We start from the raw sequence: 14,848 nt of genomic DNA, 5'->3' as shown, positions 1-14,848 counted from the left end.
AGGCTTGTCCGCCGTGGAGTGGAGCGGTGGGCCGGTACGCCGGTTTGTCGTAGCCGGACGGAGTTACTGCGTCCCCGAGGAGGCGGCCGTCGCCTTGAGGGCCAGCCAGAGCTCCATCCGGACGTCCGGGTCGTCGAGCGAGCGGCCCAGGATCTCCTCCACCCGGCGCATCCGGTAGCGCAGGGTGTGGCGGTGGACGCCCAGGTCGGCGGCGGCGGCGTCCCACTGGCCGTGCCGGGAGAGCCAGGCGCGGAGGGAGGCGACCAGGTCACCGCGGCCCTTCGCGTCGTGTTCCTGCAGCGGCCGGAGCATCCCGTCGGCGAAGGCCCGTACGGCGTCGTCGGCGAGGAGCGGCAGGACGGAGCCCGCGGCGAGCTCCTCGTGCTCGACCATGGTCCTGCCGCGGCGTCGGGCGACGGAGAGCGCCTGTTCGGCCTGTTTGTACGCGGCGGAGACGGCGGTCGGGCCGGACGGCGCGGACATGCCGACGACCACGCCGGCGTCGTCGGCTCCCGGTTCGCGGACCGGCGGATCGCCTGCGGCTTTGGCGTGGGCCGCGCCGGCTTCGGCGGCCGAGCCGCCGTCCGCGGCCAGCACCACGAGACGTTCGCCCTCGGGCACCATCAGGAGGGTCTCGCCGGACCGGGAGGCGGCGGCCTCCATCGCCTCGGCGAGCAGCTCCGTCCCGGCGGGCGCCTGCGACTCCGCGATCAGGACCCGGAAGGGGGCGTCGAGCAGCCCGCCGTACAGATCCCCGGCGACGGCCCGGGCGTGGTCCGGCTCCCCCGCCAGCAGCATGCGCAGGATCGCGGCGCCGAGGCGCTGCTCCGCACCCTGGAGTGCGCGGGAGCGGGCCGTGGTCAGGGTCAGCAGGGCGACCGCGGAGTGCACCGCGTAGCGCTCGGCCGTGCCGAGTGCCGCCCCCGTGCCGACGGCCAGGGCGCCACGGTTCCGGCGGCCGGTGCCCAAGGACTGGAGTTCGACCCGGTCGTCGCTCTCGCTGTCGCCGACGACCACGCTCGCCGGGGCGGGGCGGTCCCTCAGCCGCTCCACCTCGGGGCTGAGCCGGGCGGCGCGGCGTGCCGCCCAGTCGGGCGCGGCGGCGACGACGGCGCCCGAGGAGTCGTACAGGGCGGCCCACCCGTCGACGTGCGCGGCGAGGCGGGTGAGCAGCTCCGCCGGCCCGTCCCCCGCGACCGCGGCCCGGGTCAGCTCCCGCTGGGCGTCGAAGCCCGCGGTGACCGACCGGTACTGGTCGGCGGCGATCGCGGCGGACACCGCTTTGCTGATGGCGAGGAACGGTGTGCGCCGGGGGACCTCCAGGAGCGGCAGCCCGGCCTCCTCCGCGGCGTCCACGAGCGCCGGCGGAATCTCGTCGTAGGTGACCCCCACGGCGAAGCCGATCCCCGCGATCCCCGCACCCGCCAGCCGCTGTACGTACCGGCGCATCGTCCCCGGGTCCCGGGCGTCGAGGTTGGTCGCCGTGACGAGGAGCAGCTCGCCGCCGTCCATGTACGGGACCGGGTCGGCGAGCTCACTCGCGTGCGCCCAGCGCACGGGGGTGGCGAGCCGGTCGGCGCCGGCCCGGACGGTGAGCTTGAGCGCGGAGTGCTGGACGAGGGAGGCGAGAGTGGGGGGCATGGGACCGCCGGACCTCTGGAGTCGATGGCACCGCCCGGGCGGGCGGCTCGATGGCGCCGCTCTGCGCGAGCGGCTCGAATGCGCCGCCCCGTACAGACGGGCGGGGTCAATTCTGCCAGGGCGGCAGGGTCCCCGTAACCTCGTGGCCCCCGGCTCAGCCGCCCAGCTCCACCAGGAGTGGCGGCGCGTGCTCGCCGTCCACCGTCGTCAGCGACAGGACCGCGTGGCCCGCCGGCAGCTCGTACGCCAGCTCCGAGGCGGACCAGCGTTCCCGCTCGACCCGTCGCACGGTCACGGCGTCCCTGGTCACGGCCTTGCCGGTGACGAGCTTGCGCAGCCCGTGCAGGGCGCGGGTGAACGGCTGGTCCGCGAAGACGGCGTGCTGGGCGACCTCGCGGGTCTCCACCCACTCCTTGCCCCAGACCTCGGAGAAGCGCTTGCCGTCCCAGGTGGTGACGCCGCTGAAGGCCATGCGGCAGCCGACCGCGCCGAGCAGCGCGGTGTGCAGCCCCTCGGGGACGTCGTCGACGGTGCGCAGGGTCAGGACCGCTCCGGCGTTGACCGACCGCAGCCGCCGGATCCCCCGGACGGTCTCCGCGGTGACGGCGTGCGTGGCGTCGTCCAGCACCAGGCAGACGAAGAGCGACCGGTCGGTGCGGGCGGCGGCGACGGCGGTGAACTGGGCGAGGAGCAGCCGGGTGAGCAGCCGTGACGCCTCGGCGTGTGCCCGCTCCGGAAGGTCGATCCTGACCCGGAGCGGCAGGTGTTCGAGGGACCGCAGCGAGAAGGGCCGGGCCCCCGCCCCGGTGGCGAAGAACGGCGCGAAGGCGGGGCGGTCGAGGAGCGCGATCCGGTCGGCGAGCACCGGGCCCGGGTCTCCCGCTCCGCCCTTCTGCCGGGTGCGGGCCTCCAGCTCGCGCAGCATGGCCTGGTGACCGCCCGCCCCGAGCGCCTCCCGGAGCGCGTCTATCGCGTCGAGGTCGCCGTCCAGCAGTTCCCGGAGCGCCGGCACGCCGGGGAAGTGCCCGTGGGCCGTGCGGTAGGGGCCGAGCAGCTGGGCGAGCACGGTGGCGGCGCGCCTGCTGTCCAGGTGGGTCACGTCGCCGACCAGCCCCTCCGCGAGCACGCTCGCGGCCTCGTCGGGGTCGGTCGTGCCGCCGTACAGGTCGAAGTCGTGCGCGGAGGCCGGGTCACCGATCCGCACCACGACGTCGAACGCGTCGTCCGGGCCGAGCTCGGCCCCGGCGCCTCCCACGGCGAGCACCGCGGCCTTCCCGGCGAGTGCCTGAAGGGCGAGCGATTCCACGACCGGCCGCACCAGCCGGGCGGACTTGCCCGCTCCCGGAGGTCCGACCGCGAGCAGCGAGGTGGCGAGCAGCGCGGGTTCCAGGGCGAGTCCGGAGCCGCGCCGGGCGTACGGGTTGTGCGGGTCGTCGGCGCAGCTGCCGAGGCGGACCTGGCCGGTCAGCAGATCGTGCCGGGCGGTGCGGCGGGGCAGGTCCCGGGCGCCCGAGGGGTGGAGCGCGGCGGCGCCGCCGGTGCGCAGGACGGCCTCGGTGAGCGCGGCGAGCCGCTCCGGGTGCCCCCGGCCGACGGTCCAGGCGTGGCGCAGGCGTGCGACGTCGACGTCGTTCATGCGGCCGGTGCGCACCTCGGCGGTGAGGGCGTCGGCGGCGTCCGTCCGGCCTGCCGCGCGGAGCTCGGGCCACTGCTCGGGGGTGGGTGCGTCCGGGGGCGCGGAGAGGGCCTGGGGTGTCGTCGCGGCGCCCTTCCCGAACCGGTCGGCGAGGAGCCGGCGCCAGTGGCCCAGGCGGGCGAACGGCCAGAGCACCCCGAGGGCGATCAGGGTGTAGATCACGTTGACGACGGTCTGGCTCTGGTAGATCTCACCGCCCGCGACCGAGGCGACGAGGATCAGCACCGGCCGGACGACCGGCACGCCGTCCTTCCACACGAGCAGTTCGGCGAGGGCCCCTCCGGCGGCGGTGGCCAGCCCCAGGAAGGGCTGCCCCCGGCCCGCGACGTGGCGCCGGAAGATCTCGGACCAGTTGCCCAGTCGCGCGCAGCCGTAGACCAGGAGCCCGAAGAGGACGGCCTCGTAGACCGTGAGGGCGTCGGCGCCCTCGATCGTCCGGGGGCCGCCGAACGTACCGGCGTACCACCAGTCGCCGGGGGTGAACAGCTTCAGCGGGACGAGCCGGTAGGGGATGTACCCGTTGCGCCAGAGCGACCACAGGAGCAGTCCGCTGAGTACGGAGATGAGCACCCCGACCAGCAGCGAGCGGTCGGACACCCCCTCGGGCTTCTCGGGCGGGCGCGGGGTGTGCCCGTAGCGCCACACGCCCGGTTCCCGGACGGGGCGCGGGGTGCGCAGCCACTCCTCGACACCGGCGTCCGCCGTGGGCGGGCGCCGGGGGTGCGGGGCATACGCGGGGGGCGGTGGCGCCGCGGGTGGTGGCCCAGCCGGACGGGGCACCCGGTCCGCGCCCGTGCCGCGTGCGTCGTACGTGCCTTCGGTGTCCATGAACCGCTGCCCCCTGACCAGCCAGGTCCGCCTTCTGCACGGCCAATCTAGTGCCCGGGCACGGGGAGTTCAGCCATGCGGCCGGATGACCCGGCGGGGGCGTCACCGGGGATGCCACCGGGGCATCTGTCCGTCGCGGACAAGGACACGCCCCCACCACTCCCGATCGGAGCATGACCGCTGCCCGCACCCGCCCCTAGCCTGCAGAAACAGAAGCGTCCGAAACACCCCCAGGAGCCCCGCATGTCCGACCTCCCGCAGGAGCGCCGCGTCGTCACCGCCATCCCCGGCCCGAAGTCGGCCGAGCTGCAGGCCCGCCGTGTCGCGGCGGTCGCCGCAGGTGTGGGTTCCACGCTGCCGGTCTTCACCGCTCGGGCGGGCGGCGGAATCATCGAGGACGTGGACGGCAACCGGCTGATCGACTTCGGTTCGGGTATCGCCGTGACCTCGGTGGGCGCCTCCGCCGAGGCCGTCGTACGCCGCGCCTCGGCGCAGCTCGCCGACTTCACCCACACCTGTTTCATGGTCACGCCGTACGAGGGGTACGTCGAGGTCTGCGAGCAGCTCGCCGAGCTGACGCCGGGCGACCACGCCAAGAAGTCGGCGCTGTTCAACTCGGGCGCCGAGGCCGTCGAGAACGCCGTGAAGATCGCCCGTGCGTACACCAAGCGCACCGCGGTCGTCGTCTTCGACCACGGCTACCACGGCCGGACGAACCTCACGATGGCGCTGACGGCGAAGAACATGCCGTACAAGCAGGGCTTCGGTCCCTTCGCGCCCGAGGTCTACCGCGTGCCGGTGGCGTACGGCTACCGCTGGCCGACCGGCGCCGAGAACGCCGGCGCCGAGGCGTCCGCGCAGGCCATCGACGAGATCACCAAGCAGATCGGCGCGGAGAACGTCGCCGCGATCATCATCGAGCCGGTCCTCGGCGAGGGCGGCTTCATCGAGCCGGCCAAGGGCTTCCTCCCGGCGATCGCGCGGTTCGCGAAGGACAACGGCATCGTCTTCGTCGCGGACGAGATCCAGTCCGGGTTCTGCCGCACCGGCCAGTGGTTCGCCTGCGAGGACGAGGGCATCGTGCCCGACCTGATCACCACGGCCAAGGGCATCGCGGGCGGCCTCCCGCTCTCCGCGGTGACCGGCCGCGCCGAGATCATGGACGCCGCCCACTCGGGCGGCCTCGGCGGGACGTACGGCGGAAATCCGGTGGCCTGCGCGGGCGCGCTCGGCGCCATCGAGACGATGCGTGAGCTGGACCTGAACGGGAAGGCCAAGCGCATCGAGGAGGTCATGAAGGGCCGCCTCTCCGAGATGCGGGCGAAGCTCCCGAACGGCGACATCATCGGGGACATCCGCGGCCGGGGCGCCATGATCGCGATCGAGCTGGTGAAGTCCGGCACGAAGGACCCCGACGCGGCCGCGGCGGGGGCTCTGGCCAAGGCCTGCCACGCGGAGGGCCTGCTGGTGCTGACCTGTGGCACCTACGGCAACGTGCTGCGCTTCCTGCCGCCGCTCGTCATCGGCGAGGACCTCCTGAACGAGGGCCTGGACATCATCGAGCAGGCGTTCGGGACCCTCTGAGCCGTACGAAGCACCCGGGCGCCGGGGCGGTGACGACCGGCGCCCGGGTGGAGGCGTGTGAAGAAGGTGTGCGGGGGCGATGGCGGGATACCGTTGTCACTTCCGGTGCCTCCTTCCTCTGACGTACGGTTTCCCCAGATGAGAGAAACACCCCGCCCGCAGGGGACTGCGGGTGATGCCGGGCCGGGGCTCCCCCAGCGCCGTACCGGCCGTGCCATCGCGCACACCGCTGGAGCTTCGGGCTCCGGGACTCCTCACCGATCGGATGGCCGCTCGCCCCACACCCCCCGGGGCGCGCGGCAAACCGATCCGACCGGCCACCTCGGAACAATCCCCCCTGTTCCCCGGTGGCCGGTTCTTCTCGTTCCCGCTGCCCTGCTGGCGCTCTTCCTCGTGATCACCTGGCAGGTGCTGGCCGACGGCCCGCTGCTGGATCCCGACGAGCGCCTCGGCCTGGAGCTGGCCGGGCGGGGTCCGGCACCGCTCGCGGAGCTCTTCGCCGATCTCGGCAACACGCAGGTCGCCCTTCCCGTGCTGGCGTGTGCGGTCCTCCTCGCCTGGTTCCGCCGCGCGAGGCGTGCGGCGGTGTACGCCGTCGTGACCATGGCGGCCGTCCCCGCGCTCGTCGTCCCGCTCAAGCTGTGGACGGACCGCCAGGGTCCGCTGACCGAGGCGACGGGCTACTACCCCTCGGGTCACACGACCACGGCGATGGCGGCGTACGGGGCCGCGGCCCTGCTGCTGGCCCCGCACCTGAAGCGGTCATGGATGACGCCCGTCGCCGCCGTCCTGCTCACGGCGGCGACGAGCGTCGGTCTGGTGTTGCGCGGCTACCACTGGCCGCTGGACGTGGTGGCCGCCTGGTGCGTCGGCGGGGTGCTGCTGCTCGCCCTGCGGGCGGGCACGAGGAACGGTCAGCCGCCGAAGTAGGCGTCGAAGTTCTTCGAGAACTCCCAGTTGTTGAAGCGGTCCCAGTTGATGGACCACGTCATGAGCCCTCGCAGCCCCGGCCAGGTGCCGTGGGTCTGGTACGAGCCGCAGTCGGTCTTCTTCGTCAGGCAGTTCAGCGCCTTGGTGACCTCGGCCGGTGAGGTGTGGCCGTTGCCCGCCTGGGTGGAGGCCGGAAGGCCGAAGGCGACCTGTTCGGGACGGAGCGCCGGGAAGACCTTGGCCTGGTCACCCGCGACCGGGAAGCCGGTGAGCAGCATGTCGGTCATGGCGATGTGGAAGTCGGCGCCGCCCATGGAGTGGTACTGGTTGTCCAGGCCCATGATCGAACCCGAGTTGTAGTCCTGGACGTGCAGCAGGGTGAGGTCGTCCCGCAGGGCGTGGATGACGGGCAGGTAGGCGCCGGCGCGCGGGTCCTGACCGCCCCAGGGGCCGGAGCCGTAGTACTGGTAGCCGAGCTGCACGAAGAAGGTCTCGGGGGCCATGGTGAGGACGAAGTCGTCACCGTACTTGGCCTTGAGGGACTTCACCGCGGAGATGAGGTTCACGATCACCGGGGTCGTGGGGCTGCGGAAGTCGGTGTCGCCGGTGTTCAGCGAGAGCGAGTGGCCCTCGAAGTCGATGTCCAGGCCGTCCAGACCGTAGGTGTCGATGATCTTGGACACCGAGGAGACGAAGGCGTCACGGGCGGCGGTCGAGCTGAGCTGGACCTGGCCGTTCTGGCCGCCGATGGAGATCAGGACCTTCTTGCCCGCGGCCTGCTTGGCCTTGATGGCGGCCTTGAACTCCGCCTCGCTCTCCACGTTCGGGCACTCGGCCACGGGGCAGAGCGAGAAGCGGATGTCGCCGGACGTCACGGACGTCGGCTCGCCGAAGGCGAGGTTGATGACGTCCCACGAGCCGGGGACGTCGGCCATCCGCGTGTATCCGGAGCCGTTGGCGAAGCTGGAGTGCAGATAGCCGACGAGGGCGTGGGCCGGGAGACCGGCGTCGCCCCCTCCCCCGCCGCCCGTGGCGGTGGTGACGCCCACGGCCGCCGACTTCGCCGACTCACCGGCGGCGTTGACCGCACTGACCTGGAAGCTGTACGCGGACGAGGCGGTCAGCCCGGTGACGGTCGCCGAGGTTCCGGTGGTGTCCAGGATCTTCGTACCGCCGCGGTAGACGCGGTAGCCGGTGGCTCCGGCGGACGCCGACCAGGACAGCGGGACGGAGGACGCGGTGGCCGTGCCGGCCCGCAGTCCGGTGGGGGTGGCGGGCACGGCGACGGGGTCACCGCCCGGGCCGGTCAGGGTGAGGTCGTCGGCGTAGTAGGCGGGGGTGCCGTACCAGCCGTGGGTGTAGACCGTCACCGACGTGGTCGCGGGGCCGGTCCGGAAGCTGGTGGTGAGCTGCTTGTACGCACCGGCCGACTGGGTCCAGGTGGAGACGTCGGTGGTCCCGGTGCCGGACGCCCCGAGATAGACGTAGCTGCCCTGCACCCACGCGCCCAGCGTGTAGGTGGAGTCGGGCTTCACGGTCACCGTCTGGGAACAGCGGGCGTTGTCGCTGCCCGCCGGTGTCGCCTTGAGGGCCGAGGTGCCGCTGTGCACGGGCGTGCTGACGGCCGCACCGCTGCCGGCGGTGCAGCTCCAGCCGTCCAGTCCCGCCTCGAAGCCGCCGTTGCTCGCCAGATCCACGTCGGCCGCTCCGGCGGCCGGCGCCGTGGCGACCAGGGCGCCGGCGGCGAGCAGGGCGGCCGAGAAGACCGCGATGGGTCCGGAGAGACGGACGGGTGGTCTGGATCCGGTGCGTTCCACAACAGCCTCCACACAGGGGGGAATTGAGTGGTGCACAACATGGTCCAGACCAATCAGGTTGTCAAGACCTCTGGCGGTGCCTCACCCTCCGCCGTCGCGCGCGCCCCTGGCCGCCGCGGCCTCGTGCAGGGCCAGTTCCAGAAGGGTCGCGTCGGTGAGCGTGCCCGAGCCGTCCGGCGGGATCAGCCATCGCACCCCGCCCACGGTGCTGCCCGGCCGGGGGACGACGATCCACGTCCCCTCGCCGACCCCGCGGATGCCCGTCCCGACCCAGCGGGCCGCCGTCCCCGGGAGCACGAAGAAACCCATCCGGGCCTCGCCGAAGTCCGCGAGGACGGGCCCCGGCCTGTCGAGGAGCCGGGTCAGCACGTCGAGCGTGGGATAGCCCAGCTCCCCCGGAACGAGCAGCACGTCCCAGCGCCTTCCGGCGGGAAGCAGCGCCATCCCCTGGGGGTTGCGCTCCCACTCCCTCCGGCAGGCCCTCGGATCCGGCGCCACCGATGCGAGCCAGACGACCGCGGCCTCCGCCCCCGTGCGGGTCATGGGCCACCTTCCCTTCCCGTGGGCACCGGCGGCTGATGCCGGTGCGTACGGGAGGGAGAGGGGGGCGGAGCCCGATCATGACGCGGGTCGGCCCCACTGATGAGAGTGAGCCCGGTCACGTCGGTGCGGGCTGCCGCGTCCCGGAGGGCCGCCCCGCCGGCAGCCCCGGGCCGGGCTCAGCTGTCGAAGCCGAGCCCTAGCCGGTCCATGGCCCGCAGCCACAGGTTGCGGTGCCCGCCATGGCTGTCCGCCCGGGCCAGGGACCTCTTGGTGAGCTCGATCCCGGTCCAGGCGAACGGCTCCGGCGGGAAGGGCATCGGCTTGGTGCGGACCATGCCGAGCGCCGTCCGGCCGGTCTCCCGCCCCGAGAGGAGGTCGAGCATGACCTCGGCTCCGAAGCGCGTGGCTCCGACGCCCAGTCCGGTGTACCCGGCGGCGTACGCGACCCGGCCGCGGTGGGCCGTACCGAAGAAGGCGGAGAATCGGGAACACGTGTCGATCGCACCGCCCCAGGCATGGCTGAAACGCACGCCGGACAATTGCGGAAAGCACTCGAAGAACTGCCCGGCGAGTTTCAGGAAGGTCTCCGGCCGCTGGTCCAGCGACGCGTTCAGCCGGCCGCCGTACGGATATACGGCGTCGTATCCGCCCCACAGGATCCGGTTGTCCGCGGAGAGCCGGAAATAGTGGAACTGGTTGGCACTGTCGCCGAGCCCCTGACGGTTGCGCCAGCCGACCGAGGCGAGTTGGTCCGCGCTCAGCGGCTCCGTCATCAGCGCGTAGTCGTACACCGGAACCGTGTACGGCCGCACTCGCCGCACCAGCGACGGGAAGACGTTCGTACCCAGCGCGACGTCCCGGGCGAACACCCTGCCGTACGGGGTGCGCACCGCCGTGCCCGCGCCCGACCGGGCGATGCCGAGGCCCGGGGTGCGCTCGTAGATCCGTACGCCGAGGCCGGTGCACGCCTCCTTCAGGCCCCAGGCGAGCTTCGCCGGGTGCAGCATGGCGACGCCGCGCCGGTCCAGCAGTCCGCCCAGGAATGTCGGTGAGTCGACTTCCGCGCGCACCTGGTCGCGGTCCAGGAACTCGAGGCCCCCGAGACCGAGGCCCTCGGCCCGGCGGTGCCATTCCCGCAGCTCGTCGAGCTGGTGGGGCTGGGTCGCCACGTCGATCTCACCGGTGCGCTCGAACTCGCAGTCGAGGGAGTAGCGGGCGACGGCCGCCTCGATGGCGTCTAGGTTCCGCGCGCCCAGCTCCTCCAGCTTCCCGATCTCGTCCGGCCAGCGCTCCAGACCGTTGGCCAGACCGTGGGTCAGCGAGGCGGCGCAGAAACCGCCGTTGCGGCCCGAAGCGGCCCAGCCCACCTCATGGCCCTCGATGAGGACGACATCGCGTCCGGGATCCCGTTCCTTGGCGATCAGCGCGGTCCACAGTCCGCTGTAACCACCGCCGACGACCAGGAGATCGCACCGCTCGTCGCCGGTGAGGGCGGGGCGGGCTTCCGGCTTTCCCGGGTCGTCGAGCCAGTAGGACAGGGGGCGCGCTTCGGAGAGTGAGTGTGCGGCAGTACGCATGGCATCCGGCGCCATGGTTTCCAACTCCTTCGTTTTCACTTTCCCGCGTTGCTCTTGCGCCGGTTCGCAATGAGCTGTCCGACGAGAACGACTGCCACGGCGATGACGAACATGGCCGTGCCGATGACGTTGATCTGCACAGGCGTTCCACGCTGCGCCGATCCCCAGACGAACATGGGGAACGTCACCGTGGAACCCGCGTTGAAATTGGTGATGATGAAATCGTCGAAGGAGAGCGCGAAGGCGAGCAGCGCTCCCGCGGCGATTCCGGGGGCGGCGATCGGGAGCGTCACCCGGACGAATGTCTGCACGGGTCCCGCGTACAGATCGCGGGCGGCCTCCTCCAGCCTCGGGTCCATCGACATCACGCGTGCCTTGACCGCCGTCACCACGAAGCTGAGACAGAACATGATGTGCGCGATGAGGACGGTCCAGAAGCCGAGTTCGGCGCCCATGTTGAGGAAGAGCGTGAGCAGCGAGGCCGCCATGACGACCTCGGGCATCGCCATCGGCAGGAAGATCAGGGAGTTGACCGCGCCGCGCGCCCTGAAGCGGTAGCGGACCAGCGCGAACGCGATCATCGTGCCGAGCACGGTGGCCCCGACGGTCGCCCAGACCGCGATCCGCAGCGAGAGCGAGAGCGAACCGCAGAGGTCGGCGACGCCGCAGGGATCCTTCCACGCGTCGAGGGAGAACTCCTGCCAGGCGTAGTTGAAACGCCCCACCGGCCGGTTGAAGGAGAAGACCATCACGACGATGTTCGGCAGGATCATGTAGGCCAGGGTCAGCAGGCCGGCGATCACGACCAGGTTCCGGCGGAGCATGCGGAGTACGGGCATCAGACCAGGTCCTCCGTCCCGGAGCGGCGGATGTAGACGGTGACCACGAGCAGGACGACCGCCATGAGGATGAACGAGAGCGCGGCCGCCGTCGGGTAGTCCAGGACCCGCAGGAACTGGGTCTGGATGACGCTGCCGACCATCTTGGTGTCGGTGGAGCCGAGAAGTTCCGCGTTGACGTAGTCGCCGCTGGCCGGGATGAACGTCAGCAGGGTGCCGGAGACGACGCCGGGCATGGACAGCGGCAGCGTCACCTTGCGGAAGGTGGTGGCGGGGGTGGCGTACAGGTCGCCCGCGGCCTCGTGCAGGCGGCCGTCGATCCGTTCCAGCGAGGTGTAGAGCGGAAGGATCATGAACGGGAGGAAGTTGTACGTCAGACCGCAGACGACGGCCATGGGGGTGGCCAGGACCCGGTTGTTCTCGGTCCAGCCGAGCCAGGCGGTGACGTCCAGGACGTGCAGGCTGTCGAGCACGTCGACGACCGCGCCCCCGTCCGCGAGGATCGTCTTCCAGGCCAGCGTCCTGATCAGGAAGCTGGTGAAGAACGGCGCGACGACCAGCACGAGCACCAGGTTGCGCCAGCGGCCCGCCTTGAACGCGATCAGATACGCGAGCGGGTAGCCGAGCAGCAGGCACAGGAGCGTGGCGGTGCCGGCGTAGAGCAGGGATCGGACGAACTGCGGGTAGTAGTCGGCCAGGGCGTCCCAGTACGTCCGGAAGTGCCAGGTGACCTCGAAGCCCTTCTCCAGGGATCCCGTCTGGACGGAGGTCGACGCCTGGTAGACCATCGGCAGCGCGAAGAACACGACGAGCCACAGGATGCCGGGGAGCAGCAGCCAGTAGGGGACGAGCCGCCTGCGGGTGGACGGCTTGCGGACCACGGCCTCCGCGGGGGGCGCGGGTGGCGCCTTCGTGACGCTCACGCCACCTCCTCCAGGCCTTCCGTGCCGGCGTCGATGGACTGGTCCGCGTCGAGTCCGAAGGTGTGCTCGGGGTTCCAGTGCAGGACGACGTCGGCGCCGGGGACGAGCCGGCTGTCGCGCTCGATGTTCTGCTCGTAGACCTGGAGGGCCGTGCCGGCCGGGCTCTCGACGACGTACTGCGTGGAGACGCCGATGAAGCTGGAGTCGGTGATGCGGCCGGTGACCCGGTTGCGGCCGTCGGGTATCGCGGCCGCGTCGGCGGTGCGGGCGAGGGAGATCTTTTCGGGGCGGACGCCCACGAGCAGCTTGTCCCCGCTCCGGGCGGTGGACGCGCACCGGCCGCCGGGCAGCCTGAGCTTCCCGCCGCCGGCCGTGACGACGACGTCCGTGCCCGTGGAGACGATCTCCCCCTCGATGAGGTTGGAGGTGCCGAGGAAGTTCGCCACGAAGGTGGTCCGGGGGTTCTCGTAGAGGTCGGCGGGGGCGCCGAGCTGCTCGACGCGGCCGCCGTTCATCACTGCGACGGTGTCGGCCATGGTCATGGCTTCCTCCTGGTCGTGGGTGACGTGGACGAACGTGATGCCGACCTCGGTCTGGATCCGCTTGAGTTCGAGCTGCATCTGACGGCGCAGCTTGAGGTCGAGGGCGCCCAGGGGCTCGTCGAGGAGGAGGACCTGGGGGTGGTTGATGAGCGCGCGGGCCACGGCGACGCGCTGCTGCTGTCCGCCGGAGAGCTGGTGCGGCTTGCGCCGGGCGAAGTCGCCGAGCTGGACGAGGTCCAGCATCTCGCCGACCTGCTTCTTCACGGACTTGATGCCGCGGCGGCGCAGCCCGAAGGCGACGTTCTCGCTGACGTCGAGGTGCGGGAAGAGCGCGTAGCTCTGGAAGACGGTGTTGACGGGCCGCTTGTACGGCGGCAGGCCGGTGATGTCGCGGCCGCCGAGCGAGACCGTGCCGGTGGTCGCCTCCTCCAGGCCGGCGATCATGCGCAGGGTGGTGGTCTTGCCGCAGCCGGACGCGCCGAGCAGCGCGAAGAAGGAGCCCTGCGGGACGGTGAGGTCGAGGGGGTGCACTGCGGTGAAGGAGCCGTAGGTCTTGCTGATCCCGGTGAGACGGACGTCGCCGCCCTCTGTCTGCTGCTGTGTCATGGGTCGCGGTCCCAGTGGTGTCGGGGGAGAACGGGAGGGGGACGGGCCGGTCAGGCGCCGATGAGCTTGGCGAACTTCTCCTCGTACGCCGTCTCTTCATCGGAGCTGAGGGAGCGGAAGGCCCGCGACTTCGCGGCCATCGCCTTGTCGGGGAGGATCAGCGTGTTGGACGCCATCGACTCGTCGATCTTCGCCAGTTCGCCGGCGACCCCGTCCACCGGGCAGACGTAGTTGATGTAGGCGGCGAGCTGGGCCGCGACGGGGAGCTCGTAGTAGTAGTCCATGAGCTTCTCGGCGTTGGTCTTGTGCCGGGCATGGGCCGGGATCAGCATGTTGTCGCTCGACGTGATGTAACCGGCGGACGGGATGGAGAACTTGATCGCCGGGTTGTCCGCCTGGAGCTGGATGATGTCGCCCGCCCAGGCGACACAGGCCGCGATGTCCCCCTTGCTCAGGTCCGCGGTGTAGTCGTTGCCGGTGAAGCGGCGTATCTGCTTCGTGTCGACACCCTTCTGCATCCGGCCGATCGCCGCGTCGAAGTCGGCGTCGGTGAAGGTGCCCGGGTCCTTGCCCATGTCGAGGAGCGTCATGCCGACCGAGTCGCGCATCTCGGAGAGGAAGGAGACCTTGCCCTTGAGCTCGGGGTCGTCGAGCAGCTGGGTGACGGAGTCGACCTTCCGGCCGCCGGTCGCCTTCTCGTTGTAGGCGATGACGGTCGGGATGCCGGTCCATGGATAGGAGTAGGCGCGTCCCGGGTCCCAGTCGGGCCTGCGGAACTGGGCGGACAGGTTGGCGAAGGCGTGCGGGAGGTTCGCGTGGTCGAGCTTCTGCGCCCAGCCGAGCCGGATGATGCGTGCGGCCAGCCAGTCCGTCACGATGACGATGTCGCGGCCGGTGTCCTGACCCGCCGCGAGCTGCGGCTTGATCTTCCCGAAGAACTCGACGTTGTCGTTGATGTCCTCCGTGTACTTGACCTTGATGCCGGTGCGTTTCGTGAACGCGTCCAGGGTCGGACGGCTCTTCTCGTCCTCGCCGACGTCCATGTACTCGGTCCAGTTGGAGAAGTTGATCTGCTTCTCCGCCGCCGAGTGGTCGTCGGAGGCCGCGGCGTCCCCTTCCCGCGCGGCGGGCGGGATGCCGCACGCGCTCAGGGCCCCGAGGCCGCCGAGCGTGAGGGCTGCCGTGCCCGACGCCCGGAGGAGGGAACGGCGGGTGAGGGCGCCCCTGCCGTTCGTGAGACTGCGCCTCATGGCGGCCAGCTGGGGCGCGGAGAGGCGCTCGGGCTCGTACTGCTCCATACGCGTGTGCCCTTCCGGGTGGGT

At 71.6% G+C, this 14,848-nt stretch carries 11 protein-coding genes; 2 read left to right on the top strand and 9 right to left on the bottom strand.

Annotated elements, in window-relative coordinates:
• Positions 1–63: 63 nt before the first annotated feature.
• The gene (locus tag ACIP63_RS14140; RefSeq protein WP_401514858.1) at positions 64–1,641 is read right to left on the bottom strand and encodes a PucR family transcriptional regulator; all 1,578 of its coding nucleotides are present in this window, start codon (positions 1,639–1,641) and stop codon (positions 64–66) included.
• A gap of 154 nt (positions 1,642–1,795) precedes the next feature.
• Complete coding sequence (locus ACIP63_RS14135) at positions 1,796–4,165, bottom strand: ATP/GTP-binding protein (RefSeq protein ID WP_401514855.1); 2,370 nt, start codon at positions 4,163–4,165, stop codon at positions 1,796–1,798.
• Positions 4,166–4,408: 243 nt separating this feature from the next.
• Here ACIP63_RS14135 and gabT point away from each other — a divergent pair, with 243 nt between their 5' ends.
• Both gabT and ACIP63_RS14125 read left to right on the top strand, forming a co-directional pair.
• Positions 4,409–5,749: a 4-aminobutyrate--2-oxoglutarate transaminase gene (gene gabT, locus ACIP63_RS14130; RefSeq protein WP_401514852.1), complete on the top strand. Its 1,341-nt coding sequence runs from the start codon at positions 4,409–4,411 to the stop codon at positions 5,747–5,749.
• Positions 5,750–6,142: 393 nt separating this feature from the next.
• Complete coding sequence (locus ACIP63_RS14125) at positions 6,143–6,679, top strand: phosphatase PAP2 family protein (protein ID WP_401514850.1); 537 nt, start codon at positions 6,143–6,145, stop codon at positions 6,677–6,679.
• On the opposite strand, the gene ACIP63_RS14120 is transcribed toward ACIP63_RS14125, so the two are convergent.
• The 7 genes from ACIP63_RS14120 to ACIP63_RS14090 form a co-directional block, all read right to left on the bottom strand.
• A complete protein-coding gene (locus ACIP63_RS14120; RefSeq protein WP_401514848.1) occupies positions 6,664–8,496 on the bottom strand; it encodes a chitinase in 1,833 nt (610 codons plus the stop codon). The genes ACIP63_RS14125 and ACIP63_RS14120 overlap by 16 nt on opposite strands.
• A gap of 81 nt (positions 8,497–8,577) precedes the next feature.
• A complete protein-coding gene (locus ACIP63_RS14115) occupies positions 8,578–9,039 on the bottom strand; it encodes a hypothetical protein (RefSeq protein ID WP_401514845.1) in 462 nt (153 codons plus the stop codon).
• A 176-nt stretch (positions 9,040–9,215) separates the two neighbouring features.
• Complete coding sequence (locus ACIP63_RS14110) at positions 9,216–10,631, bottom strand: NAD(P)/FAD-dependent oxidoreductase (protein WP_401514843.1); 1,416 nt, start codon at positions 10,629–10,631, stop codon at positions 9,216–9,218.
• Between the two features lie 20 nt (positions 10,632–10,651).
• Positions 10,652–11,455 (bottom strand): ABC transporter permease, encoded by an 804-nt coding sequence (locus ACIP63_RS14105; RefSeq protein WP_393763982.1) that lies wholly within the window; start codon positions 11,453–11,455, stop codon positions 10,652–10,654.
• Positions 11,455–12,378: an ABC transporter permease gene (locus tag ACIP63_RS14100; RefSeq protein WP_362931547.1), complete on the bottom strand. Its 924-nt coding sequence runs from the start codon at positions 12,376–12,378 to the stop codon at positions 11,455–11,457. Before ACIP63_RS14100 ends, ACIP63_RS14105 begins: the two co-directional genes overlap by 1 nt.
• Positions 12,375–13,526, bottom strand: coding sequence for an ABC transporter ATP-binding protein (locus ACIP63_RS14095; RefSeq protein WP_401514840.1), 1,152 nt, complete (start codon positions 13,524–13,526; stop codon positions 12,375–12,377). Before ACIP63_RS14095 ends, ACIP63_RS14100 begins: the two co-directional genes overlap by 4 nt.
• 50 nt (positions 13,527–13,576) lie before the next feature.
• A complete protein-coding gene (locus ACIP63_RS14090) occupies positions 13,577–14,824 on the bottom strand; it encodes a spermidine/putrescine ABC transporter substrate-binding protein (protein ID WP_401514839.1) in 1,248 nt (415 codons plus the stop codon).
• Positions 14,825–14,848: the final 24 nt, after the last annotated feature.

The sequence above is a fragment of the Streptomyces sp. NPDC088746 genome (assembly GCF_044751065.1).
In the GTDB taxonomy this organism is placed as follows: domain Bacteria; phylum Actinomycetota; class Actinomycetes; order Streptomycetales; family Streptomycetaceae; genus Streptomyces.
This window is presented reverse-complemented; position numbering and strand designations above follow the sequence as displayed.